Annotated in this window: 22 protein-coding genes and 1 pseudogene; 6 read left to right on the forward strand and 17 right to left on the reverse strand. The window is 62.2% G+C overall.

Going from position 1 to position 23,728, the window contains the following annotated elements; all coding sequences use genetic code 11:
* Window positions 1-55: 55 nt before the first annotated feature.
* Complete coding sequence (locus BLS91_RS01235; RefSeq protein WP_092338423.1) at window positions 56-697, reverse strand: ABC transporter permease; 642 nt, start codon at window positions 695-697, stop codon at window positions 56-58.
* Between the two features lie 346 nt (window positions 698-1,043).
* Here BLS91_RS01235 and BLS91_RS21090 point away from each other — a divergent pair, with 346 nt between their 5' ends.
* Window positions 1,044-1,472 carry a GMC oxidoreductase gene (locus BLS91_RS21090; protein WP_420838486.1) on the forward strand — a complete coding sequence of 143 codons (429 nt, stop codon included), beginning with the start codon at window positions 1,044-1,046 and terminating at the stop codon, window positions 1,470-1,472.
* Window positions 1,473-1,614: 142 nt separating this feature from the next.
* On the opposite strand, the gene mftF is transcribed toward BLS91_RS21090, so the two are convergent.
* The 11 genes from mftF to mftA form a co-directional block, all read right to left on the reverse strand.
* Window positions 1,615-3,024, reverse strand: coding sequence for a mycofactocin biosynthesis glycosyltransferase MftF (gene mftF, locus BLS91_RS01245; protein ID WP_092338427.1), 1,410 nt, complete (start codon window positions 3,022-3,024; stop codon window positions 1,615-1,617).
* The gene (gene mftE / locus BLS91_RS01250) at window positions 3,021-3,767 is read right to left on the reverse strand and encodes a mycofactocin biosynthesis peptidyl-dipeptidase MftE (RefSeq protein ID WP_241983067.1); all 747 of its coding nucleotides are present in this window, start codon (window positions 3,765-3,767) and stop codon (window positions 3,021-3,023) included. The genes mftF and mftE overlap by 4 nt, the downstream gene beginning before the upstream one ends.
* Window positions 3,768-3,866: 99 nt before the next feature.
* The gene (gene mftD, locus BLS91_RS01255) at window positions 3,867-5,075 is read right to left on the reverse strand and encodes a pre-mycofactocin synthase MftD (RefSeq protein ID WP_092338431.1); all 1,209 of its coding nucleotides are present in this window, start codon (window positions 5,073-5,075) and stop codon (window positions 3,867-3,869) included.
* A gap of 27 nt (window positions 5,076-5,102) precedes the next feature.
* Window positions 5,103-5,987: a vWA domain-containing protein gene (locus BLS91_RS01260; RefSeq protein ID WP_208859931.1), complete on the reverse strand. Its 885-nt coding sequence runs from the start codon at window positions 5,985-5,987 to the stop codon at window positions 5,103-5,105.
* A gap of 99 nt (window positions 5,988-6,086) precedes the next feature.
* Window positions 6,087-7,001: an AAA family ATPase gene (locus BLS91_RS01265; protein WP_092338435.1), complete on the reverse strand. Its 915-nt coding sequence runs from the start codon at window positions 6,999-7,001 to the stop codon at window positions 6,087-6,089.
* Window positions 7,002-7,031: 30 nt separating this feature from the next.
* Window positions 7,032-7,871 carry a mycofactocin-coupled SDR family oxidoreductase gene (locus tag BLS91_RS01270; protein ID WP_092338437.1) on the reverse strand — a complete coding sequence of 280 codons (840 nt, stop codon included), beginning with the start codon at window positions 7,869-7,871 and terminating at the stop codon, window positions 7,032-7,034.
* Between the two features lie 58 nt (window positions 7,872-7,929).
* Window positions 7,930-8,763 carry a mycofactocin-coupled SDR family oxidoreductase gene (locus tag BLS91_RS01275; protein ID WP_140424909.1) on the reverse strand — a complete coding sequence of 278 codons (834 nt, stop codon included), beginning with the start codon at window positions 8,761-8,763 and terminating at the stop codon, window positions 7,930-7,932.
* 38 nt (window positions 8,764-8,801) lie between these two features.
* The gene (locus BLS91_RS01280) at window positions 8,802-9,635 is read right to left on the reverse strand and encodes a mycofactocin-coupled SDR family oxidoreductase (protein WP_092338442.1); all 834 of its coding nucleotides are present in this window, start codon (window positions 9,633-9,635) and stop codon (window positions 8,802-8,804) included.
* A gap of 252 nt (window positions 9,636-9,887) precedes the next feature.
* Window positions 9,888-11,288, reverse strand: a complete 1,401-nt coding sequence (mftC, locus tag BLS91_RS01285; protein WP_092338444.1) for a mycofactocin radical SAM maturase — start codon at window positions 11,286-11,288, stop codon at window positions 9,888-9,890.
* On the reverse strand, window positions 11,285-11,560 hold the full coding sequence (gene mftB, locus BLS91_RS21025) for a mycofactocin biosynthesis chaperone MftB (RefSeq protein WP_092338446.1): 276 nt from the start codon (window positions 11,558-11,560) through the stop codon (window positions 11,285-11,287). Before mftB ends, mftC begins: the two co-directional genes overlap by 4 nt.
* Before the next feature lie 9 nt (window positions 11,561-11,569).
* Entirely contained in the window at window positions 11,570-11,701 is a 132-nt protein-coding gene (gene mftA / locus BLS91_RS01295; RefSeq protein WP_105035679.1) for a mycofactocin precursor MftA, read from the reverse strand.
* 99 nt (window positions 11,702-11,800) lie between these two features.
* On the opposite strand from mftA, the gene mftR reads away from it, so the two are divergent.
* From mftR to BLS91_RS19450, 3 genes are all read left to right on the forward strand, one after another.
* Window positions 11,801-12,433 (forward strand): mycofactocin system transcriptional regulator, encoded by a 633-nt coding sequence (mftR, locus tag BLS91_RS01300; protein WP_092338450.1) that lies wholly within the window; start codon window positions 11,801-11,803, stop codon window positions 12,431-12,433.
* Window positions 12,430-14,100: a mycofactocin dehydrogenase MftG gene (gene mftG, locus BLS91_RS01305; protein ID WP_092338452.1), complete on the forward strand. Its 1,671-nt coding sequence runs from the start codon at window positions 12,430-12,432 to the stop codon at window positions 14,098-14,100. Before mftR ends, mftG begins: the two co-directional genes overlap by 4 nt.
* Before the next feature lie 556 nt (window positions 14,101-14,656).
* Entirely contained in the window at window positions 14,657-14,899 is a 243-nt protein-coding gene (locus BLS91_RS19450; RefSeq protein ID WP_134344817.1) for a hypothetical protein, read from the forward strand.
* Window positions 14,900-15,213: 314 nt separating this feature from the next.
* Here the strand turns inward: BLS91_RS19450 and BLS91_RS01310 are convergent, their stop codons facing one another.
* From BLS91_RS01310 to BLS91_RS01315, 3 genes and pseudogenes are all read right to left on the reverse strand, one after another.
* Entirely contained in the window at window positions 15,214-16,860 is a 1,647-nt protein-coding gene (locus BLS91_RS01310; RefSeq protein WP_092338454.1) for an AMP-binding protein, read from the reverse strand.
* Between the two features lie 250 nt (window positions 16,861-17,110).
* Window positions 17,111-17,398: pseudogene (locus BLS91_RS19455) on the reverse strand (IS30 family transposase); the annotation flags it as partial.
* 62 nt (window positions 17,399-17,460) lie between these two features.
* Window positions 17,461-18,996 carry a PucR family transcriptional regulator ligand-binding domain-containing protein gene (locus BLS91_RS01315; RefSeq protein WP_159433810.1) on the reverse strand — a complete coding sequence of 512 codons (1,536 nt, stop codon included), beginning with the start codon at window positions 18,994-18,996 and terminating at the stop codon, window positions 17,461-17,463.
* Window positions 18,997-19,114: 118 nt separating this feature from the next.
* Here BLS91_RS01315 and BLS91_RS01320 point away from each other — a divergent pair, with 118 nt between their 5' ends.
* Window positions 19,115-20,494, forward strand: coding sequence for an aminotransferase class III-fold pyridoxal phosphate-dependent enzyme (locus BLS91_RS01320; protein ID WP_092338458.1), 1,380 nt, complete (start codon window positions 19,115-19,117; stop codon window positions 20,492-20,494).
* Entirely contained in the window at window positions 20,491-22,041 is a 1,551-nt protein-coding gene (locus BLS91_RS01325) for an aldehyde dehydrogenase family protein (RefSeq protein ID WP_092338460.1), read from the forward strand. The genes BLS91_RS01320 and BLS91_RS01325 overlap by 4 nt, the downstream gene beginning before the upstream one ends.
* 126 nt (window positions 22,042-22,167) lie before the next feature.
* Here the strand turns inward: BLS91_RS01325 and BLS91_RS01330 are convergent, their stop codons facing one another.
* On the reverse strand, window positions 22,168-22,752 hold the full coding sequence (locus BLS91_RS01330; RefSeq protein WP_092338779.1) for a helix-turn-helix domain-containing protein: 585 nt from the start codon (window positions 22,750-22,752) through the stop codon (window positions 22,168-22,170).
* A 133-nt stretch (window positions 22,753-22,885) separates the two neighbouring features.
* Window positions 22,886-23,725, reverse strand: coding sequence for a nitrilase-related carbon-nitrogen hydrolase (locus BLS91_RS01335; protein ID WP_198412764.1), 840 nt, complete (start codon window positions 23,723-23,725; stop codon window positions 22,886-22,888).
* Window positions 23,726-23,728 lie beyond the last annotated feature (3 nt).

Here is a 23,728-nt window from a genome sequence, read left to right on the forward strand (position 1 = left end):
GCCTGTCGGGGAATCTTCGGTGCTGGTGGATTCTGCGCTGTTGGATGCAATGAGTTCAGACACGGATACCTCGGGGTGTGGTCAGGCGGCCGAGGCCGACGAGAAGGAGGTTAAGAATAAGGGCGAGCACGACAACGCCGATGACGCCCGTCATCACCGACTCGAGGGAGTTGGCGCCGCCGAGGCGGGACAGGCCGGAGAAGATGAATCCGCCCAGGCCTGGGCCGAGGGAATATGCGGCGATCGCGGCGATTCCCATGACCATTTGAGCGGATACCCGAATGCCTGTGAGGATGATTGGCCACGCCATGGGCAGTTCTACCTGCAGGAGCGTGCGGAACCGGCTCATGCCAATGCCGCGGGCGGATTCCACGATCGACGGTGCGATACCCGATAGGCCCACGACCGCGTTGCGCAGAATGGGGAGGGTAGCGAAGAACGCTACGACGATGACGGCAGGAACGACGCCGAAGCCGAGTGGCGCGATGAGCAGCCCGATGAGCGCGAACGATGGGATGGTCAGGCCTATGGCAGACACGGAGTTGGCGATCCCGGTGAGCGCGGAACTGCGGTAGACGACGGCGGCCAGCACGACGGCGATGACAGTCGCCAGGATCAGGCATTGCACGACGAGGCTAAAGTGCTGCCAACTGCTGAACAGGATCTGCTCATACTGATTCCTTACAAAATCCCACACATCAAAACCCCTTCGCTTCGATCACACATGGATTCACCGCCACCGGCACGGGGGCAACTGGAGGCGCCGATGCGGAGCTGGATGGGGACGCAGGCTGAGAGCCGTAGGCAGAGATGATTCTCCAGTCTTGCACGGCTACTGCCTTGTGGACGCAGCGAGACGCTACGGTCTAATCACGTGCGCCTGCGCCCCCGCGAATGAGGACGAGGACACTTGCATGACGCTGATCAGCACCGGGCTGCGCGTCTCCGAAGCCACGGCCTTGACCTGAGCCGACCTGCAGCTGTCCCGGCCAGCCCGCGCGGTCTGCCACGGAAAAGGACACGCAGACTCTATCACCCCGCTAATCCCGGTACCTGCTCGGACAGGCTGGCCTGGCAGAAAGAAAACCGCACTCCTGAACTCCCGCAGCACCGCGATTCATCTGTGCGACAACGCGCGGTTCGGGCCGGCGGACGGTCCGGGCGCCGTCATCAACCAATACGGGCACGTGCACGGTATCGAAGGGTTGCGCGTCCCCGACACCTCGAACTGCCAACCACGCTCGTGCGCGGGCCTGCCGGTTCAGGCTGTCGTACTCGGTCAGAATGTCGCGTTTGTACTTGGCGGTATAGGTTCGCCTCCGAGCACGCTCGGGAACCTGGGGATCGGGAACATCTTCCATCCCTACAGCCTGCCCGGTCGAGCTACGTTCTGTCATTACTGCGTTCGTCAAGGGGAACTCCTTCCCCGCCCTCTACGACACTATTCGGGACGATCCCGGTGCCTTATCTAAGGTTGACAGAGAGGGCAGCAGCTCTGCTCTGCGAGCGAGTTATTCAAGCAGCAGTGCGAGGCGGTCGGTATAGGCAGGATCGGGGTCGAAAAGGACCACGGCGTTCGTCGACGAGTTCCGGCGCTCCGGCATGATCGAATAACTAGCGACGTCCGCGGATGTCGGGGCGGAGCGCCGCCGTTGAGTGCCCGCGGAGCGCTCCGAGCCAGAGACCTGCCCCGTAGGCGAGGTCGTCGGCTCGGCGTGCGATCCCGAAGCGCACGATGTCGAGTTGCGGTCTGGTTCGTCGGTAGTCGAGGACGACGTCGAGTATGGCTGCGGCGATCGTTGCCCGGCGTACCCGTCGGGAGATGATGCTGCCGAGCACCGCGATCGGCCACCAGTGCCGCGTGAGCAGGGCCATCGTCTGCGAAACCGATGCGGCGACGCCGGTGGCCGTCAGCTTGATACCGATACGCAGCGGATGCTCGTGGCGGGATAGCTTGCGCGAGATGCGCACTGCGGCAACGGCCGAAATTCCGAGGGCGAGAGGAACCGACCAGGCCCGCTGGGCGAGCAACGCCACGATGACGCCGACGCTCCAGGGCGCGAGGATCGCCGGGGCGATGTTGCCTGGATGTCGGAGTGCCAGTGCGTGGCCGCCCGTGCCATAGAACGCTTTGCGCTTGGCCCAGTCGGGAAACGTGACTCGGTGTTCATGGGCGCTCGTCGCGGCCGGTTCGTAGCGCACCCTCCAGCCCTGTTCGACGAGTGTCCAAACGAGGTCGACGTCTTCGCCGACTCGCATACCGTCGCTGAACCCGGCGCCGAGGGCTTCGACACGGGCTACGACGAAAGCCGTTGACACCCACGACACCCGCGCGCGAGGCCGCACCGTGGCGGGAGTCGGTCCGAGGTCGAGCGATGACCGGGCATCTTCGTAACGAGAGATCCAGTTGACTCGGGTCGACAGCTGGAGTCCGATCACTCGCGGGGCGACGAGGGCAACCCTTGGATCAACGAAGTGTCGGAGCAATATTGCTACAGCACCGTCGGTGACGACCATGTCGTTGTCGACGAACACTACATAGGTCGTGTGCACCAATCGCAGCCCCGCATTGCGGGCGCCGGCCGGACCCAGATTCTCGGGCAGAGCGATGAAACGGGCTCCCGCTGCGGCGGCGATTCGTTTCGCATCGCTGGGGTCGGGCGAAGCATCATCGACCACGATGACCGATTTGCGTGGTCCAATACTCGTTAGGAGGCGGTCGAGCGATTCCGGCCGACCGTACGTTGGAATCACGTAGGTGACGTCGCTCTCATCCGCTGCCGGGAGCGTGTCGAGTACCGGATCGGCCATGCCAATTTCGAGCAGCTTGTCAACGAGGGCGCCCGAGCCGGCACGGTCGACGGCCAGGAGGCGCCCGGCGAACATTCTGACGGCGGCCCGGGAGAGATAGATTGCGCGGGTCGGGGAGCCTCCGACCAAGGATCGGCCTTGGTCACGGACCGTGACCGTGCGGTTGAGTTCGACCGTGAAACCGGGTGGGAGCAGAGCAGCGGGCGGCTTCATGCTCGATCTTCCGTGGCGACGGGTGCCGGGACTGTGCACCGGGCGGGGTCGCGGAGGCAACCGCGGGGGTCGATGGACTCGCCGAGGATCCGGCGCTGCACACCGTCGCACATCTCAGCCATGAGGGCAGCGCCAGTCGTGGCGGTGGCTCCGGTCGGGTCGCCCAAAATCCCGGTCGGCGACACCGCTCGCACGCCCTCCGACGCGAGCCGGCTAAAAAGGGCAGACATCGGCGTCATCGCGCCAGGCACAACCGATGCCAGGTCGACCAACTTGGCGTCGAGATGCAGCAGAATCGATGTCTCGGTGATTCCGGCGTGGGCATCTCCCCGGGCAACCGTGCAGGGAGCCCAGGCGACAGTGTGACCTTCGCCCCGGAGCAGAGAAACGGATGTGGTGAGCGCAGCAAGGTTTCCGCCATGGCCGTTGACGAGCACAATGCGGCCTGCCCAGGTCGACAGCGAGCGCACCAGCTCGATCACGACTATCGTGAGCGCTTCGGTGCCGATCGACACGGTTCCCGGAAAATTCTGATGCTCACCACTCGCCCCGTACTGCAGGGCGGGGGCGACGACGACCGAATGCCCCATGATGGTCAGATCCGTGGCGACTCGCTCTGCCACCGCCGAGGCGATTATGGTGTCGGTGGAGAACGGCAGGTGTGGTCCATGCTGCTCCGTCGAGCCAAGGGGTACGAGCACGACTGGGGCCGGCGGCAGCGATGGCCAGGTGCTATACGCCAATTCACCATCCACTTGTGCCCCCTCGTTCGACTTCAAGTCTGGCCCCAAAAAGTACCGTGCGCCGCCGCCATGGCGGTGACGTGGTTGATAGTGACGTGATTATTGCCGGGTCGTAGCGTCGACGTTGCTCAGTGTCGCTCCAAGGGTGCGCGAGAACGTTGGCGGGATGTAAAAGTCTGCGGGTGAGAGCTCGTGGATTGAATCATGGCCAAGGCCGAGAACGGCCGAGTCGAGTCCGCCACGCAGAATGTCGAGTACGTTTTCGACTCCGGCCTGGCCGTTTGCGGCGAGGCCCCACAGGTAGGCGCGGCCGATCATGACCGCGCGTGCGCCGAGCGCGAGGGCCTTGGCGACGTCGCTGCCTCGACGGATTCCGCCGTCCAGCACAATTTCCACGTCGCCGCCAACGGCTTCGACGACCGACGCGAGCATACGAATTGTCGCCGGTGTTCCGTCGAGGTTGTTGCCGCCGTGGTTGGACACGGAGATGGCGGTTACACCCGTGTCGACGGCTCGGTGGGCGTCGTCGATGCGGGTGACGCCCTTGAGCATGAAGGGTCCTCCCCAGGTTTCGCGCATCCAGGCGACGTCTTCCCAGGAGGGTGGCGGCGTCTGCATCCACTCGTAATAGGCGCCGAAGAATGTCGGTGCAGTGCCGCCCGGCGGAGTGAGATTGGGAGCGGTGAGGTCGGGGATACGGCCGGACTTCGCGAAGCGCAGGAGCCATTGTGGGTGGGGGAGCACGTTGGGCGCGAAGTTGATCATTGTCTTCAGGCTCATCTTTTCCGGAATCTGCGGGCTGCCCCAGTCGCGACCGTTGGAGAAGGACCAATCAAGGGTGGCGATGAGTCCCTTGGCGCCGGCGGTCCGGGCCCGGTCCATTCGCTGCACCATCGATTCCCGCGATCCCGACCAGTACATTTGGAAGAACGTGTTTGGGTTGGCAGCAATTACGTCTTCAACGGGTTTGCTGGCGAACGAACTCAGGCCCATGATGGTGCCGCGGTTAGCGGATGCCCGGGCAACGGCCACTTCACCGTCGGGGTGCACGGCCTGCACACCTGTGGGGGAAATGATGACTGGCAAAGAAATGGGGATGCCCATCACGGTTGTCGTTAGGTCGCGCACCGCATGGTGCCCGGCGACATGCGGTGAGAAGCCGAGCTCGCCAAACGCTGCCATGTTGTCGTCGATGGTCAGCCCGCGCTCAGACCCCGCAACGAGGGCACCGTAGACGGAGGAGGGAAGTGCACTCTTGGCTCGTCGCTGTGCCTCGGCAACGGTTTCGAACCATGCGTTTTTTGCCATGGGAGTTCCTGCTTTCTAGTTGTCGTTTTAGGTTCTAAAGAGTCGACTGATAGCCGGAGCGACATCGCGGTGGGTGCGCACGAGATGGGCGGTTCCATGCCCGGCAGTCGCGAGCTGCCGGCCGAGTTCGATGTCTTTCTCACCGCTCACGTCGATGAGCACGTCGAGTCGCCCCAGCCAGGCCGCGCTTTCCCGTGGATCCGGACCCGCATTATGCACACAGTCCGACAATAGGATCACGCGCGCCTCCCGTGTTGGTACCTGCGCCAGCTGACGCGCCGCGAGTTCGAGTGGGAAGGCGATGTTCGTGAGTCCGCGGGCGGGCATCTGCAAGATGGAATCGAGCAGATCCATCGGCTTCACCTCCCGGCCGAGACCGAGCAGGATGGCTGCGTCCGACCAGAACGCGATGACGGCCAGGGAGTCGTGCTGGAGTTCACCCGCGAGGGCACCGACCGTCGCGGCGGCGGTCTGCACTCGCTCGCCTTTCATTGATCCGGACACATCAACGAGCAGCACCACCGACCGGCGGGTGCGAATGCGCTCCCGCACGATGATGTCTTCGTCTTCCGGAATTGGGTGTTCGGCGAGCATCTCGATTGTGCGATCGAGATCGATTTCGTCCGACCCGGCCCGATAGGGCAAACTCGTGAGCTTGCCCGACCCGCGGTGCGCCAGCGAGTCTGTTCTTGGTTGGGGGATAGCCAGCCTCGCAGCTATCTGCCGGGCTCGGGCGCGCACGCTGGGATCGATGTCGACCACATCGGTGCCACCGAGCACTATTTCACCTATTTCGTCGGTGTTTCCCGCTTCAGTGGTGCCCGGAGACGATTTGGGCGCGGGACCGCGCCCAATTGTCTGCGCGCGCAACACCACGCCTGCGCTCCCCGCGCCGCCGGGCTCAAAGACCACCGGATCCTCCGTGAGCTGTTTCGGCTTGCGACCCAACGCGGTTCTGGCCCGTTTCTGGCGGTCCGGCCTCGAAAGGGGTGTATCCGCTTCGATCTCCCTTCAACCCGGCTCGGCAATGGCCGGTTCCAGAATGAAATGGTCTTCCCAGATCTGTCGCAACACGCGCTCGGGCGTGCTTTCCGCGGCCTCGTCGAGGTGGATGCGGCCGGACAGGGAGACGGTCATGGCATCGTAGACGAGTTCTTTGTAGCCGTCGTCGTGCGGTGACCTGAGGTGTCGAAGCAGTGCGAGTTGCAGCGCGACGAGGACGCAGTCAATTGCGCCGCGCACGCTGCTTCCCTGGCGTACATCCGGGTGACGCCTCGTTGCCCGGGTGACGGATACCGCGTCGATAACGAGGCGATTGGCGAGATCACCGTCGGCCTGGGTGCGAAGCGTGACGATTCCGCGTTCGGCTGGCTCGTCCTGATAGCCGATCGCGAGTCGGTTCAACCGGTCGTGCACGCTCGTCGACAACCGCGTCGTGCCGACGTTGTCATAGGGGTTCATCGACGCAACTACTCGGAAGGTCGGCGCCGCGATGATGGTGCCGACCCGGGGCACCGCGATGGCGCGATCGGCCATTGCGGTGAGCAGTGTGTTGAGGGTGTCTTCCGGTGCCCGGTTGAACTCCTCTATATAGAGGAACCCGCCGCGTTGCATCGCTTCGATGAGGGGCCCAGCCACGAAGTTGTCGGCGCTGTAGTCCTCCCGCAGCACCCGCGCGGGATTGTGGTGGCCAACGAGTTTGGCTGGGGTGAGGTCGGCATTGCCCTCGACGAAGTGCAAGGGGATACCCCATTCTTCGGTGATGGCTTTCAGTATGGTGGTTTTGCTAGTCCCCGGTGGCCCCTCAAGCAGGATGTCGCGGCTAGCTGCGATGGCCGCGAGCGTCAGTTCGAGCTCACGCTCCCGGCCGACAAGGTGCGCGGCTACCCGTTTCTGGGTGTCGACGATGGTACTGGTGGGTGCCACGTGTTCTCCTTCATCTGGAACAGGGCTGGTTTACTTGATGGATGCTCCACCGTCGACCGGGATCTGGCCTCCGCTGACGTAGTATGACTGGTCGGAGGCGAGCCAGGCGACCGCGTTCGATACGTGGATTGGCTCGATCCAAGCCTTGCCCATGGGGTTCAGCCCGGCGAAGGCGGGTTCGGCATCCTCGGCCTGAGGATCGTCAAGGTCTGGGCGGAACAGCTTGTAGGTGTTGCTGTTCTTCACCATCTTCGTGTCGATCGAGTTCGGGTGGATCGTGTTAACCCGAATTCCGTGAGGACCGAGTTCATTGGCGAGTACCTTCATCAGGCCGACGATGCCGTGCTTGGTAGTCGTATAGGCGGCGACGTTGGCGAGTCCCTTGAATCCCGCCAGTGAGGAGATAATAATGACCGATCCACCGGCACCGGATGCGATCAGATGGTCGGCAGCGGCTTTGTAGGTGTGCCATACCCCGGTCAGGTTAATGTCCATGAGGTCTTTCCAGGACTGCTCTTCGATCTTCTGGGTGTCCGATCCGAAGGTGAAGATTCCGGCGTTGGCGACGATGATGTCGAGCCGTCCCAGTTCTGCGACGCCCTCATCCACGGCCTTGGTCAGCGCGTCGATATCGCGCACATCCGCCTGTTTCGCCACGATACGCCGGTCGAGAGCTTCGACCTGCCGTACGGTCTCCGCCAGGTCCTCGGCGGTTGCTGGCTCATAGAATGTGGTGACGCTGTCGACGCCCTCGCAGAGGTCGATCGCGATGATGTCGGCGCCCTCCTGCGCCAGACGAATGGCGTGGCTTCTGCCCTGCCCTCTCGCTGCGCCGGTGATGAAGGCGACTTTGCCGTCGAGGTTTCCCATGTCTGTCTCTTTTCTTCCATATGTGGCGGTGCGCTTCGCGTCGCCCCGCGTCAATTGGTTACTTGACGAGGTTGCCCGCGTCCACGGGGAGGGTAACGCCGGTGATGAATCTCGCCTCGTCGGAGGCCAGGAACAATACCGCGTTGCTGATATCGACCGGCTCCACCCAAGGCACTGGCAGGGCGTTGATACTCTTGAAAGCCTCGACTGCCGAATCCTGAGTGGGGTTCGCATTGGCCGGATCGAACAACCCCCAAACGTCTTCGTTCTGGATCATGATTGTGTTGACCGTTGTTGGATGCACCGAGTTCACTCGAATTGAGTATTGGGCGAACTCGTTGGCAAGCGTCCGCATGATGCCGACGACCCCGTGCTTGGCTGCTGTGTAGTGGACGGTGTTAGCGAGTCCTTTGAGCCCCGCAGTCGAACTGGTAAGAATGATCGACCCGCCTCGTCCGCCTTTGATGAGGTGCGGTAGGGCCGCCTTGCAGGTGTTCCAGACGCCGGTCAGATTAATGTCGATGGTTTCCTGCCATGCGGCATCGTCAAGCTCGAGCGCCGGGGACATCTGAAAGATTCCCGCGTTGGCCGACACGATATCGAGCCGTCCGAGCTGAGCGACTCCATCGTCCATCACCGCTTTTAGCGCTGCTGAGTCACGTACATCGGCCTGTGTAGCGATGATGCGGCGATCCAATGCTTCCACCTGACGCACGGTCTCGGCCAGATCCTCTGCGGTGGCCATTGGGTATGCATGCACCGACTCAACAGGACCGACGATGTCGACCGCAATGATGTCCGCGCCCTCCTGGGCCAGTCGCAGCGCATGACTGCGCCCCTGACTTCTAGCGGCACCGGTGATGAACGCTACCTTGCCTTCTACTCTTCCCATGATCTTCTTCTCCTCGTCGAGTTGTGAAACGAATATTCTTACTTGATGCTGCCGCCCGCGTCGACAGGCAGGGTAACGCCGGTGATGTATCTAGCCTCGTCGGAGGCCAGGAACAGTAACGCATTGGAAATATCAATTGCTTCCAGCCACGGAATCGGCAGCGCCTGCATAGCAACCGATGCAGTCTTGAAGTCTTCGCGGGTGGGGTTCTTCAGGTCAGGGCGGAATAGCTTGTAGATTGCCTCGTTCTGGATCATGTCGGTGTTAACCTGCGTCGGGTGGATACTGTTCACACGGATCATGTGTGGTGCCAGTTCAAGGGCCAGCGTTCGCATGAGTCCCACGACACCGTGCTTAGCTGCGGTGTAGTGGGCGAGGTTCTGGTAGACCATCAGAGCGGCGTTGGAACTGGTCAGGATGATGGATCCACCGCGCCCGCCGGCCTTGATGTGCGGGATTGCTGCTTTTGTGGTGCGCCAGACACCGGACAGGTTCACGTTGATCATGTCTGTCCAGATCTCCTCCGATAGCTCCTCGGTGGGTGCCATGTCGGTTACGATGCCGGCGTTGGCCGACACGATGTCGAGGCGTCCGAGCTGCGCTACACCCTCATCCACTGCGGATTTCAGGGCGTCAAAATCGCGCACATCCGCCTTAGTAGCGATGATGCGACGATCGAGTGCCTCGACCTGACGAACGGTCTCGGCCAGATCTTCTTCCGTGGCCCCGGCGTACGGCGCTCCGGGAATGTCCTCACAGACATCGATCGCGATGATATCTGCGCCTTCTTGTGCCAGTCGGATAGCGTGACTACGCCCCTGGCCTCTGGCTGCACCCGTGATGAATGCGACTTTGCCTTCTACTCTTCCCATGGTTTCCTCCTCATTTTTGATGTTCAGGTTCTATACAGTCGACTGAGACCGGCGCGGTAGTTGCGGCGGCGCGGCATCCGATCGGAAGGCGTACTCCGCGACTGCGTCGTGCTGCACCTCACGGCTCAGAGTCCCCGTTCGCCGAAGCAGTCGCGCGTTCCGATCCTTGATAACGCATTTTTTGGCTGAAGACCACCGACTCTCTGTCGCAAGCGCAACGGGCGCTTGTCACGTCTCTCTGGGTTGCGAACTCTAACTACAGCCGCACGTTCCTTCTCCGCAGCTCTCCCCGGCGCAGCTGGATTGCGAAGTTGCGAGCAGGTTCATCCCGGCCAGTGGGCTCTCGTCACAAGCTCCTGCCGGTGGTTGTTCGGGCGTGAACCCGACGAGAGGACTGACTTCGCAGTCGCTGGCGTTCACTGGAACCATCCCGGCGCGACGGCTCAGTGTGAGCTGTACCGAGCCCATTCCTTCGCGTCCGGCTCGGGTAGTGCGGTGGGAGTGGTCGACGATTGACGATTTTGGAAGCTCTACCGCTTTGCCCTTGCGGTTCTTTAGCAACTCTTCGCCGTAGCCCTGGACGCATTCCGGGTCGGGACCATCCAGCGGTAATCCAGTGAAGAATTTGGCGGCCATGCAGCCGCCCTTGCAAGTGTCGAAAAACGCGCATGAGGTGCACGCTCCACCCGACTGCGGTTCGCGCAGTTTGAGAAAGAGTTCCGAGTGCTGCCAGACCTCCTGGAAGCCGCCCTCTGAGCGCACATTGCCGGCGAGGAACTCTTCGTGAATGGCGAAGGGGCACGCGTAGACGTCCCCGACGGGGTCTATGAGGCAGACAACACGACCTGCGCCGCACAGGTTAAGGCCGGGCAGTGCGTCTCCAAAAGCAGAGAGATGGAAGAACGAGTCTCCGGTGAGCACACCATCTCCGTGTGTGACGAGCCAGTCGTAGAGTTCGCGCTGCTGCGTTTGGGTCGGGTGCAGTTCGTCCCAGACGTCCGCTCCGCGACCGGAGGGGCGCAGGCGGGTGAGCCGCAATTGGGCGTCAAACTTGTCGGCGATGGCCTTGAAGTCGTCGAGCTGGCTGATGTTCTGGCTCGTACAGACGACCGAGATCTTGAATCCCTTGAAGCCGGCTTCATACATGTTCTGCATGGCGCTCATAGCCGTGGCGTAGGAGCCGGGGCCGCGCACATGATCGTTGACTTCCGCTGTTGCGCCGTCGAGCGAGATCTGCACGTCGACGTAGTCGCTTCTGACGAGACGCTGGGCAATCTCCGGGGAGATTTTCACGCCGTTGGTGGAGAATTTGACTCCGACGTGGTGCTCTGATGCGTAGTCGACGAGTTCCCAGAAATCGGGACGCACGGTCGGCTCGCCGCCGCCGATGTTGACGTAGAAGACCTGCATCCGCTCGAACTCGTCAATGACGGCCTTCGCCTCTGCCGTCGTCAGCTCGCGAGGATCGCGGCGCCCGGAACTCGAGAGGCAGTGAACACAGGACAGGTTGCAGGCGTAGGTCAGTTCCCAGGTGAGACAGATGGGGGCGTCAAGGCCGTATTCGAAGAGATCGACGAGACGCTCGGTCTTTCGGGGAATATCTTTCGGGGCGAGAACGAACGGGGACGTTCGGGGTGCATCGAGGAGCGTCATGAGGTCCTTTCAACGACCATGGAGGATTTCGCGAGGGTGCCGAGAGCACGCTGATAGCGGGGCAGATCACTCTCAGCGATGCCCGCGGCCGTGCACGCTGCGCGGGCAGAAGGTACGTCGGCGAGAGTCCTCACGACGGCGAGAAGCGTCGTATCTTTTAGGAATGAGAGCTGGCGGGTACCGAAATGGTAGAGCAGCGCACCGAACGGCTCCGGGCGAACAGATACCTGGGGATGGAGATCCCATCCCCGGTCAAGATCCAGGCCGGCCATGTCAGCGATTTAGTAGACGCCGCACATGCCGTCGATCGAGATCTCCTCGACCAGGGTATCGGATTCGAGATCCAACGCCGCAGAATGTTCAGCGCCGGCGGTTGCGGATTCGGTGGGGCTGGTCTTTTTTGCGGAAACCATGCGGTTCTCCTTGCGATAGAAATCGACATCAGTGGCGAAAATCTCGTGCATGCACCAGACTAGTGGCACTCAGTGCCGAAAGTACAGGGATGAAAACAAATGAATGAATGCTCTGTGGCACCGCGGATGGGCCGACAGCCGCTGACGACCCGCGCCGCCCTGAGCCACGTAGCACTTCGGCTTTTTCTCGAGCACGGTTTCGACCAGACGACCGTCGACGACATTGCCACCGCCGCCGGAATTGGGCGTCGAACCCTGTTTCGCTACTTTCCCTCCAAGAACGATCTGCCCTGGGGTGACTTTGACGCTGAACTCGCGCGTATGCGCGCGTTCCTCGCTGCTACGGACACGACCGTGTCTCTCGTCGATGCGCTCGCCCGGGCGGTCGTCGAATTCAATCGATTTCCGTCAGAAGAGGTCCCCTTTCATCGCGAGCGGATGAACCTGCTGCTGAACGTTCCTGCGCTCGTGGCGCACTCCACGCTGCGATATGCCGAGTGGCGCCTGGTGGTGTCGGATTTCGCGGCTGGCCGCTTGGGAGTCGCCGTCGACGCGATCGAACCGACAGTGATCGGCTGGGTATTCCTCGGTGCATCGCTCGCCGCGTACGAGCAGTGGCTCAGAACTGACGGCTCCAACCTCATTGAGCTGCTCGAGTCGGCCTTGCTCCTGCTTAAGGAGGGTTTCACGTCGGGTGAATTACCAACAGTTGGACCCGGAGGACAGGCATGAACCCACGGGTACCGGTGTCGAACTTGACGGACGTGAACTATGACGTGATCGTGGTCGGTGCCGGCGCAGCCGGAGCCCCACTCGTAGCCCGACTGAGTGAAGATCCCGAGAGACGGGTGCTGCTCCTTGAGGCAGGACCGGTGCCGCGGTCCGCCGCCGAATTCCCGCCCGAGTTACTCGATGCTGGAACCGTGCAGGGAGCGACGCCGGGACATCCGCAGAATTGGTCGTTCACAGGTAATCTCACACCGAAACTGCCCTACTCAATCGCGCGCGGCCGGATCCTCGGTGGATCATCGACGATCAACGGCTCGTACTTCATTCGTGCAAGAAAAGCCGACTTCGATTCCTGGTCTATCGGGTCACCCGAATGGGCCTGGGAAAAGGTATTGCCGTTCTATCGCCGGATCGAAACCGACCTGCAGTATGGCGAGTCCGCCGTTCACGGTGGTGCGGGGCCGATGGTCGTCGGTCGGCCTCCGCAGGACCATCCAGTGACCGTCGCTTTTCGCGCGGCGGCCGTGGAGCTGGGTTTCGCCGACGAACCTGACAAGAACGATCAGGGTATTCCGGGACACGGACCGCTCCCGATGAACACGCTCGACGGCGTGCGTCAGAACACCGGGATCGCCTACCTGAATCCGGTGCGGCACCGCAGAAACCTCACGGTGTCGGGTGACAGCTACGTGCGCCGTGTACTGTTCGAGGGAACAAGAGCCATCGGTGTCGAGGTCACGCGGGGCGGCGGGATGGTTCAGCTGCGAGGCCGAGAGATTGTGCTCTCGGCAGGCGCGATCAAATCACCTCACCTGCTGCTGGTCTCAGGGGTGGGCCCCCGGGAGCAACTGGAACAATTCAACATTCCAGTCGTGCGCGACTTGCCCGGGGTCGGGGCGAATTTCAGTGATCACCCGGATATCGCCGTGCTGTGGCAGCCGCGCCGACAGATCGTTGACTACCGCACGTCGCAGTCGATGGCGGCGTGCCTGAACTTCACGGCGACCGGTTCTACTGCGCCCGGGGATCTGGAGATTCTCCCGATGCTTAAACCGATGGGGTATCTGTTGACCGGCAGCGCGCGCGGCATCATGGTCGGGGTACGCGCCGCAGCGAGGCGTCCGCTTCGATCACTTCGGGCGATGCGCGGGGTGTCGATGCGGCGCTTCGCGAACCAGATCGCCTATCGGGGGGACCTCGCGCTGCTCGTCGCCGTGCAGTCAGAGACTTCGCGCGGACGTATCAGCCTCGAGTCGGGCGATCCAGACGTGCAACCGCGCATCGACTACAACTACCTCTCGACCGAACACGACCTCAAACGCATGCGCGAAGTTGTGCGGGTGGCGGTACATTTGCTGCGAACAGATGCCTACAGGCACCTGTTTAAGCGATTGACCGAACTGACCGACACCGTGCTCGAGAGCGATGAACTGCTCGATGATTGGCTGCGCTCCCACTTGGGCACCGCCATTCACCTCTGCGGCAGTGCACGGTTTGGGCCAGCAGATGATCCAGGGGCCGTCGTCGATCAATACGGGCGCGTGCACGGTGTCGAGGGGTTGCGCGTCGCCGACACCTCGATCCTGCCGACCACGCCCGTGCGCGGACCGGCCGCGACCGCCGTTCTCGTCGGGGAGCGCGTGGCCGACTTTATTCGCCGCGGAATGTAGGGCGTACTTCTTACGGCCTGTACCCCGATGATTATCGCCCGGAGGACGATTCCAACGCCGATGAAAGGGAAGATCGTTCACAAGCCCTGCACAGGATCTAGCGCCCACAATCAACGCCCCTGGGCGTTCTTCACAGTCCGGCCGTGACGCCAACGCATCCCCGTACGCCGGTTGATCTTCAACATTCGGCACGCCTAGGCGTTACTGATTCCTTGCCTCATTAGCCGAGCATATTCAACGCGCGTCTCGGCCATCGGCAGCGCCGGTCACCTTCTTGCGGCTTCGGGAACCGTCTGTCATCGCTACTCCTAAAACTCAGGTGTTGCGACGTTGGCTGGAAAACGCCCAGCCTGTCATGGCCGCCGACACACCGTCTGCGTGAAGTCGGTTCGGACTTTGCGCAGCGCTGTCCCCGATGACGGCGATTGGTTGGCGCTGCATGTGCTGGCAACGGCATGCCGCCATAGGAGGGGGCTATGTTGGGTGGGAGATGCAAGCGGCATCGGAGTTGGTTGAGGTACCGCCGGTCCGGGCCGCTCATCACGAAGGAGATTCAATGTCGAATCAGGATCATGAACCGTGCGCAACGGGAGATCTCGAGGTCCGCAGTCTGTCCGATCATGAATGGCGTGTCGGCGACCGCCGCTGCCACGAAAGGTCACCCAAGAAGGTGCTCGGTTACATCGAAAAACGTGGTTCTGCTTTTGAAGTCATGAATATAGAGGCGCCGCGACGGCACGTCATGTTTGATCATTTCGAGTCGGCGGTCGCCTCGTTTGCGTCAGTTTCCCCGACTTAGATTTTGTTTACGGCGTTGACGTCAACTTGCCGATTCACTCAGCTCCGGGTCCGAAACCCTGACGTGTTTACGCTGCGAGGTCCAGATGCAGCAGTAGCGGCTCGGTCCAAGCTGTCCCTGGCGTCAAGCAGCATAGATGTCAAAAATGAGACTGACTTGACTTAGATGAGACAGGACATGACGGGAACTCCATGACCAGCGTCGTGATCACCGTTCCGCGCGGGAGCTGGTGGATCTGGGGGTGTTGAGCCCGGAGAATCGCTGGCAGTACCTCGGGGACGCCGCCTAACTATCGGGTGCAGCTTGGGGTCAGGTCATGAAGTGGTTGACAGTCGGGCTATTGCTTCGTTGCGCATGTCGATTTTGCGTATCTTGCCGGATACTGTGAGGGGAAAATTGTCTCGAACGTCGGTGTACCGGGGGATTTTGAAGTGGGCTAGGCGTCCGTGGCAGAAGGCGGCGAGGTCTTGGGCGGTTATCGGGTCGACGCCCGGTTTGAGGATGATGCAGGCCATGAGTTCTTCTCCGTATTTTTCGTCGGGTACTCCGATGACTTGCACGTCGTGAATTGATGGATGGTGCAGGAGGAATTCTTCGATTTCGCGTGGGTAGATGTTTTCGCCTCCGCGGATAACCATGTCCTTGATGCGTCCTTCTACGGTGATGTAGCCGTGCGTGTCCATGCTGGCGAGGTCACCGGTGTGTATCCAATCCTCCTGGTCGATTGCATCTCGAGTTTTGTCTGGTTCGTTCCAGTAGCCGGAGATGACGCTGTAGCCGCGTGTGCATAATTCGCCGATCTTGCCGCGCTCTACCGTTTCGCCGGTGGTGATGTTGATGATCTTGTTTTCCAGGTGTGGCATCGTACGACCGACAGTTGAGGTGCGTTGGGTGATGGTGTCTTCGCTTCTGGTCATTGTCGACACGGGTGCGGTTTCGGTCATGCCGTAGCAAATAGCCACGTCGATCATGTTCATTTCGTCGATCACTCGGTTCATCACTGCTTCCGGACAGGTTGACCCAGCCATCACTCCGGTGCGCAGTGTGGAGAGGTTGAAGGTGGTGAATTCTGGGAGGGCTAGTTCGGCCATAAACATCGTGGGTACTCCGTAGAGTGAGGTGCCGCCGTGATCGTGCACGGCTTGTAAGGCAGCTGTTGCGGTGAAGCTGCGCCCGGGAAGAATAGCGGCGGCACCGTGTGAGTAGATGTTGAGGTTGCCGATGACCATGCCAAAGCAATGGTAGAAGGGCACGGGGAGGACGACCCGGTCGTGTTCGGTGTAGTTGAGGAGTTCGCCGATGAAGAAGCCGTTGTTGAGAATGTTGCGGTGGGTGAGGGTGGCACCCTTAGGAAATCCGGTCGTACCCGAGGTGTACTGCAGGTTTATCGGGTCGTTCGCTGTCAGTTCGTTCATACGGTGGCGCAGGTCCAGGAGTGACACGGTATGGCCGGCTGTGATGAGGGCGGTATAGTCGAATTCGCCCGATCGGGTCGGGTCGGTATCGGTGCCGATAAAGACGAGTTCGTGCAGATCTGAACAGCTGATGAAAGCGTCTCGAGCCATGGCTGTATAGTCACTGTTTTTGTCGGATGGGGCGGAGATGAGCATCCGCATTCCGCACTGCCTGATAACGTATTCCAACTCAGCGATGCGAAACGCGGGATTCACGTTCACTAAAATCGCACCGATCTTGGCCGTGGCGTATTGAACGATCGTCCATTCGGCGCAGTTGGGCGACCAGATACCGACTCGGTCTCCGCGTTCGACGCCCAACCCCATAAGGCCGAGCGCAAAGTCGTCGATTGCTGAATTGAGTTCGGAATAGGACCAGTGTCGTCCGGTTGCTACCTCGATCAGGGCGTCACGGTGGGCGAATCGTTCAACGATGCCCTCAAAATGATCACCGATGGTGCATTCCAGCAGGGGCAGGTCTGAGGTCACTTGTGTGTACGACGACATGGCTGATCTCCTTTGATCGCTACTCGTGCACGGTATCACCCACAGTGCTCGACGAGCCAATTTTCACCAGTCGACCGTCCGTCCGCCCGACTCTCCATGTCACTTATGCGGCGTCATCATCGCCAATTCCCCGCCTGGCCAGGGCTCCGCGTTTACTGAACGTGACTTGATTCGCGAACGCATCCTCGTCGGCTTCACTACCGCCCGAGGCGTGGGCGAGTGTCGGTGGCCATGACAAGCTGGGTGTTTTCTAGCCAACGTCGCAACACTCGATCAAATGTGGGCTGTTTCCTTGTCGAGCGTTGATCTTGGCCGCGACTTCAGCCAGTCGTTCGGGGCTATGGAGATTCAGGTTTGTGCCCTTGGGGAAGTACTGGCGAATGAGCCCGTTTGTGTTCTCGTTCGAGCCTCGTTGCCACGGCGAATGTGGATCGCAGAAGTAGACCGAGATCGTCGTTTCCTCCTTGAACTGAAGGTACTCGACCTTCTCCGATCCTTGATCCCACGTCAGCGATTTCCGGAGGTGCGCCGGCAGGGCGCTGTGGGCGCTCAGCGGTGTTCCGGTGGCTTCTTTGCGACGCCGTTCGACACTGGCTGGCCTCAGTCAGCGCTGCCGGCCCCGACTCTGCGGAGCTCTAGCCAGAGATTCGCCGACACGTCAGGGTCGTCGAGATCGGCGTCCAGTAGTTTCGCTGCAATGCCGATTCGGTGCCGCAGGGAATTGCGATGGAGCTTCAACTCCCGGGCAGCGACCTCCCACTGGCCCTGATTCCGAATGTAACTTTTCACGGTTGCCACGAGATCGGCCCGGGAGTATGCCGTGAGCCGGGCCACCCACTCGACGGCACGAGGATCACGTAGGCCCGGGCCCGTGGAGATCTGTCCCACCCTTGCGAGCAGGCAAGACCGACGCAGGTCGTCGGCGCTGCCCGGTAACTGGCTGAGCGGCATGGGCCGGCTGAGCGCCGCCGCGAACGGAACAGGTTGGGCGCGTCGGCGCGACACTGCTGCCTCAACCGGGTTCCCGGATTCTTCGGCAGGGTCAGGGTCTGTCCGGGTCTCCAGAATGAGGTAACAGACGCCGTCTTCCATTGAGCGAAGGCGGCATCGGCGGATGCTGTCGCCTAATCGCATCGCCGGCTCACCAGACAGCATGGCTGAGACCTGATCGGCGAGTTCTGAGGTGGTGAGCGCCTCAAGGTTGTCTCCCCGGATGGCCAGGAGCCGGACCCGTTCAGCCAGCGGGGAACCGATCAGATCTCCAGCTACAAGACGCGCAGCATCGACGAAACCGTTCAACGCCAGCGTCGTTGCCGTGGTGCCGAGAACCGAGTTCGCCCGAGTGAGCTGCCACTCTCGCTGGGCAGCCACGGCGAGGAGCATGCATCCCGTGAGCATCAACTGCCGATCCGCCTTTCGCAGGGGCCGACCCGCACAGACAGCCAGGAAACCCGCCGTGCGCCGGTCAGCAATAATGGAGTACTCAACGACGTCCATCCCGTCCAGCGGGAAGGTGGCCGCCGAGTGCGTTCCGGCGAGGCCGAGGCGGGCCGTTTCTTCCCGGAGCTGAGGCAGGACGCGGTTCTCCTCCGGTGGCCAGTACGTTTCCGCTGAACCATCGGCGGGAAGATACACGGCCCAGCCGCCCAGGGCATTGCTCAGAACCTTCACCACCGCGGCGACGGCCTCGGGCCGTGTCGCAGCCTGCGTCAGTGAAGTCTGAAGAGTGAGGCTGGCCGCGAGGTCGGCCTGTTCTGTTTTGCCCACCAGGTCCCAGTAGGTGCGGGAAATGTGCATAAACGGGATGCTCGCAGGCACGATGAGGAGTGTTACTCCGGCTCCCGCACACGCACTTTCAAGTTGGGCGGGCACATCGTCAGTACCAGCACCGAGGCCTAGCCCCAGGGCAAGTACGCCGCGAGACGCGAGCCGAGTCACGTAGTCGCGAAGGCTGTCGGGCTCACCGGCCAGAGGAATGCCTGTGGTCAGCAGGAGTTCCCCGCCTTCCAAATACGGTGTCGGGTCTGTGAGCTCGGAGATATGCACGCCGGTGAGGTTGATCCTGGCGACCGGATCTCCGTCGACCGTGCGGAGGGCATTGCCCAACTTCTCACAGAGCTGAGTCAGGCTGATCACGAGGCAAGATCCGTTCTTACGGAGTAGGCGACAATTGTTGGTTATTCTAACCAAGAAATGACAATAATTGGGCAATCCATCTGATGTTTCAGAGTCTGCGCGTTGCTAATTTGAGCCCATGACACCAGTATCCGTTCCCCAGTCCCGTCTTCTCGCCACGGCAATTCCTGGCCCGCGCTCTGTTGAATTGCATGCCGAGCGGCTGAAGCACGTCACGAGCGGATTCGGTATTACCCTGCCGGTATTCATCGACCGCGCTGACGGTGCAATCCTCCAGGACGTGGACGGCAACCGCATCATCGACTTCGCCTCGGGGATCGCGGTGACGAGCGTGGGCGCCAGCAACCCGAACGTGCAGGCGCATGTCGGGGATCAGCTGGCCAGATTCACCCACACCTGCTTCATGGTGACCGAATACGACTCGTTCACCGCTGTCTGCCGGTGGTTGAACGAGCACACTCCCGGTGAGTTCGAGAAGCGCACGGCGCTGTTCTCCACGGGAGCGGAGGCCATTGAGAATGCCATCAAAATTGCCCGGTCGGCCACCGGTCGACAGAAGGTTCTCGTTTTCGACGACGCCTATCACGGTCGGTCGCTGCTGACGATGGCGATGACAGCCAAGGAGAATCCCTACAAGCTCAACTTCGGGCCATTCCCGACCGAGGTGATTCGAGCCCCGTTCGCAGCGCCGCTGCGCTGGCCGACCGGGGCAGAGAACGCCACTGCGGAAGCGCTCGCCGCTGTGGAGCGCATTCTGGACGCCGAAGGGCCGGAGACGTTTGCCGCCATGGTGATCGAGCCGATCCAAGGTGAGGGTGGCTTCATCGTTCCGTCGCCTGGCTTCCTTCCCGGGCTACGCGAAATTGCGACCCGGCACGGCATCGTGTTCGTGCTCGATGAAATTCAGGCTGGCATGGGACGCACGGGCCTGCTCTTCGCGAGCAACCATGAACAGGTCGTGGGAGACCTCACCGTGACCGCTAAGGCCCTAGCTGGCGGCCTGCCGTTGAGCGCGGTCACCGGCCGTGTCGAACTAATGAACGCGGTGCACGCCGGCGGTCTCGGCGGCACCTACGCGGGAAACCCGCTCGCCTGCGCGGCGGCGCTTGGGGTCTTCGAGGCGTTTGAAGACGGTGCACTCGTTGCCAATGCCTGCTGGATCGAGGCCGTCGCCCGCGAAATGCTGGACCCGCTGCTCTCCGCTGCGGGCATTGTTGTTGATGTTCGCGGCCGGGGAGCGATGCTGGCCGTGGAATTCGCCGACCGGGACACCTTGGCGCCCCGTGCCGAGCTTGCCAAAGAGATCGCTGCCCGGTGTCACGCGCAAGGGCTGCTGGTGCTGGTCTGCGGAACCTATTCGAACGTGATTCGCCTGCTGCCCCCGCTCGTGATTGAGGAAGCGTTGCTACGTGACGGCCTCACGGTTCTTCGGGACGTTGTCGTACAGGTGGATGCCGCCGCGCGCGAGACCGCAACCCGGGAAGATGTCGCCGCGTGAGCACGACTGCGCCGCATGCTGTTGCCGGCGTTGACGCCAGCTTCGACCCGCACACCGGACTGCAGCGCGGGAGCGTTAAACACACGTCGCCGAGCATGGTCGACCGCGTGCTGCTGCGCGCCGTGAATGCGGCCCCCTTGCTCGCAGCGACCGCCCCGGCAGTCCGTGCCCGCTGGCTGGCTGCCGTGGCCGATGCACTGAGTGTGCACCAGGAAGAACTCGCCGTTCTCGGTGACGAGGAGACCGGGCTCGGTCTGCCGCGCCTTCGGGGCGAGATCGCGGGAGCGGGGCAGAGCTTGCTCTTCTATGCCAGTGTCGCGGTCGAGGGTAGCTACCTCGCCGCGAGTATGGACGTGGTTAGCGACACGGTCACCCTGGCGCGCTGGAATGTTCCGGTCGGACCGGTCGCCGTGTTCGGTGCGAGCAACTTTCCCTTTGGTTTCGGGGTGTTCGGTCACGACGTTGCATCCGCGCTCGCGGCTGGCTGTCCCGTCATTGTGAAGGCCCATCCCGCGCACCCACGCTTGAGTGTCAAGGTTGCCTCGATTGCCCGGGACGCACTCCGCGCAGCGGGCGCCCCTGAAGGAACGTATGACTGCGTTACTGGCTTCAACGCTGGACTGCAACTCGTCGATTCCCTCGCTGTGAAGACAATTTCGTTCACCGGAAGCCAGCGCGGCGGGATGGCCCTGCGGGACCGTGCGGCGGCGCGGGGGGTGCCTGTGTTTGCCGAGATGGGCACCATAAACCCTGCGTTCGTTACGTCCGCGGCCGCCGAGTCACCGGCCGCGGCCGAAAACATCGCTGCTGGGTTCGTTGCCTCATTCACGCTTGGGGCAGGCCAGTTCTGCACGAAACCAGGCCTTATTTTCGTCCCGGCCGGCTCCGGCATGTTCGACGCCGTAGCCCGCCTGGTGGGGGAGGTTGCGCCCGCGCCGCTGCTGACGGCGGGCATCGAAGCCGGATTCACAAGCGGGATTGCTGAGCTTTCGGCTGTCGCCGGGGTGATGGTCGCGGCCCCGTCGGACGACGGCGACGGTTATGCCGCTGCTGCACACGTCTTCCGCGTGGCTCTGGCCGATCTCATGCCAGGGTCGCGGCTGCTCGAGGAATGCTTCGGCCCTGTAGCTCTTGTTTGTGAATACGACTATGCCGGCGAGGTAATGGATGTTCTGGCCGGTCTGCAGGGCTCCCTTGCGGCATCCGTCTTCACTGGCGGCCCCGATGACTCGGAAACAGCCACTGTGGTAGCACGAATGCTCCCGAACGTCGGACGGGTCACGCTCAACGCCTGGCCCACCGGGGTGGCCAACACGTGGTCCCAGCAACACGGCGGCCCCTGGCCTGCCACGAGCCGGCCCGAGGCCACCAGCGTGGGCGGGGGAGCCCTAGCCCGGTTCGTGCGCCCCGTCGCGCTGCAAAACCCGGACCTGCAAACCCTCCCAGTGTTCCTTGCCACAGAAAACCCGTGGAAGATTCCCTGCCGCATTGATGGTGTTCTTCTCCTTCCGGTTCCTTCCTCCTTCGCCCCCAAGGACCGCTCATGACCGACAAATCCGACCTCATCGACTTCGACTACCTGCTCACCGCTGATGAGATCGTGAAGAAGCGCTTGGCATCGCATTCGCTTAATGCGATGCAACCCCGCCCCGAGCCGAGGGAGGCCACAGATGCTAGACCGTGCCCTCCCAGGCGGCCGGCGCCAGGATCCACAGGAGCTCGGTCTCGACCTCGAGGTCGGCCTGCCAATTATGGGGCTCGCGGCCGTCGAAAGTGAGCGAATCACCCGCAGCGAGGGTCAACGTGCGGTCGCTGAATTGCACCGTTATGGAACCGGCCAACACGTGCACGACGTCGACGGGCGAGTTGATCGTGTAGAGCTTTCCCCCACCGGACCCCCCGGGGCTCACGGTGGAACGAACGACCTGCAGACGACTCTCGCGCCGGGGGGTGAGCAGCCTCTCGTTGGCACCCTCACCTCCGAGGTTGATGCGCGGCGCGCCCTCGGCGGTCACAAGTTCAACATCAGACGATGCGAACAGGTCGCCGATATTGACATGGAGCACCTCACAGAGGGCAACCAGCGTCGAGACGCTCGGCGAGGTCATGTCGCGTTCGATGCGACTGATGAAGCCTTTGGTGAGGTCGGTGACCATGGCCAACTGATCAATGGTGAGCTGCTGAGAACGCCGAGCGGCGCGCAATCTGCTGCCGATCGCCGCCCGCTGGTTCGTGGGATCGACAGGCATCGGGCGCATGATCACTCCAGTGGGACGTGGGCGGAACAGGTCACCATTCTGTCAGGGTTGGCAACACCGTCTTGTGTGCAGCAGCGAGACATGCCCGCCGGGCAGCCATTCGCCAGCGCGTCAGCGAGGCGATGGGCGGGGCTCAGCTATCGGTGACCCGGGTGTAGAGCGACGGGCGCCGATCGGCATGCACGTCGTTGCGCGCGCTGATGCCCTTGGCGCGGGCTTTGGCGAGGTTGATATCTGCCAGCAGCATCGTTTCCTCGCCGAGTGTGATGCGCGTGAGGGGAAACCCATCGGCGTCGACGATGACGCTGCCACCGAGCCAGTGCTGCCCGCGTTCTAGCCCGGTGCGGTCGGCGACGGCGATGAACATGCGGTTGACTGCAGCATTGGCCTGCACCTTGACGATTTCGCTCGGACGCTCACCAGCCGGTCGCGGATACAGCGGCCAGTTGACGGGGCAGCAGAGCAGCTCGGCACCATCGAGGGCTGCTGAGCGCACCCACTCCGGAAATTCGAGGTCGTAGCAGATGGCCACACCGATGCGACCCCACGCGGTATCAACGACCGGCGGTGCGGCAGATCCGGCGGTGAACAGGTTGCCTTTTTCATGGTCCCACAGGTGAACCTTGCGGTAAACGGCACGAAGCCCGGTCTTGTCGACCAGCACCGCGGAGTTGTAGATCAGACCGTCGTCGCCGGCCTCGGCGAAACCGGCCACGATCACCAGATCGTGCTCCTGGGCCAGCAGCTCCCATTCCCGAACGGATGGCCCGGTCGCGGATTCCGCCACGGTTCGCAGTTCCGCCAGATCGGCGAACATGTAGCCCGAGTTCGCCAGCTCCGGCAGCACGATGACGCGCGCTCCAGCATTCACCGCCGCCTCGATGGCAGCCCGCACCCTGGCGCGGTTGCCGAGAGTCTCGCCCACGGTCATGGAGATTTGGCAGCAGCCCACGCGCACCGGGGAACCAGCCACTGT

Source organism: Cryobacterium flavum, assembly GCF_900103805.1.
Taxonomy (GTDB): Bacteria; Actinomycetota; Actinomycetes; order Actinomycetales; family Microbacteriaceae; genus Cryobacterium; species Cryobacterium flavum.

What these genes read in the sequence shown, in the direction of transcription:
- mftF (WP_092338427.1), bottom strand. Translation starts at nt 3,024, where the DNA reads ATGAAGCCGCCCGCTGCTCTGCTCCCACCCGGTTTCACGGTCGAACTC.
- mftD (WP_092338431.1), bottom strand. Translation starts at nt 5,075, where the DNA reads ATGGCAAAAAACGCATGGTTCGAAACCGTTGCCGAGGCACAGCGACGA.
- BLS91_RS01270 (WP_092338437.1), bottom strand. Translation starts at nt 7,871, where the DNA reads ATGGGAAACCTCGACGGCAAAGTCGCCTTCATCACCGGCGCAGCGAGA.
- BLS91_RS01275 (WP_140424909.1), bottom strand. Translation starts at nt 8,763, where the DNA reads ATGGGAAGAGTAGAAGGCAAGGTAGCGTTCATCACCGGTGCCGCTAGA.
- BLS91_RS01280 (WP_092338442.1), bottom strand. Translation starts at nt 9,635, where the DNA reads ATGGGAAGAGTAGAAGGCAAAGTCGCATTCATCACGGGTGCAGCCAGA.
- mftC (WP_092338444.1), bottom strand. Translation starts at nt 11,288, where the DNA reads ATGACGCTCCTCGATGCACCCCGAACGTCCCCGTTCGTTCTCGCCCCG.
- mftB (WP_092338446.1), bottom strand. Translation starts at nt 11,560, where the DNA reads ATGGCCGGCCTGGATCTTGACCGGGGATGGGATCTCCATCCCCAGGTA.
- mftA (WP_105035679.1), bottom strand. Translation starts at nt 11,701, where the DNA reads ATGGTTTCCGCAAAAAAGACCAGCCCCACCGAATCCGCAACCGCCGGC.
- mftR (WP_092338450.1), top strand. Translation starts at nt 11,801, where the DNA reads ATGAATGAATGCTCTGTGGCACCGCGGATGGGCCGACAGCCGCTGACG.
- mftG (WP_092338452.1), top strand. Translation starts at nt 12,430, where the DNA reads ATGAACCCACGGGTACCGGTGTCGAACTTGACGGACGTGAACTATGAC.
- BLS91_RS19450 (WP_134344817.1), top strand. Translation starts at nt 14,657, where the DNA reads ATGTCGAATCAGGATCATGAACCGTGCGCAACGGGAGATCTCGAGGTC.
- BLS91_RS01310 (WP_092338454.1), bottom strand. Translation starts at nt 16,860, where the DNA reads ATGTCGTCGTACACACAAGTGACCTCAGACCTGCCCCTGCTGGAATGC.
- BLS91_RS01320 (WP_092338458.1), top strand. Translation starts at nt 19,115, where the DNA reads ATGACACCAGTATCCGTTCCCCAGTCCCGTCTTCTCGCCACGGCAATT.
- BLS91_RS01330 (WP_092338779.1), bottom strand. Translation starts at nt 22,752, where the DNA reads ATGCGCCCGATGCCTGTCGATCCCACGAACCAGCGGGCGGCGATCGGC.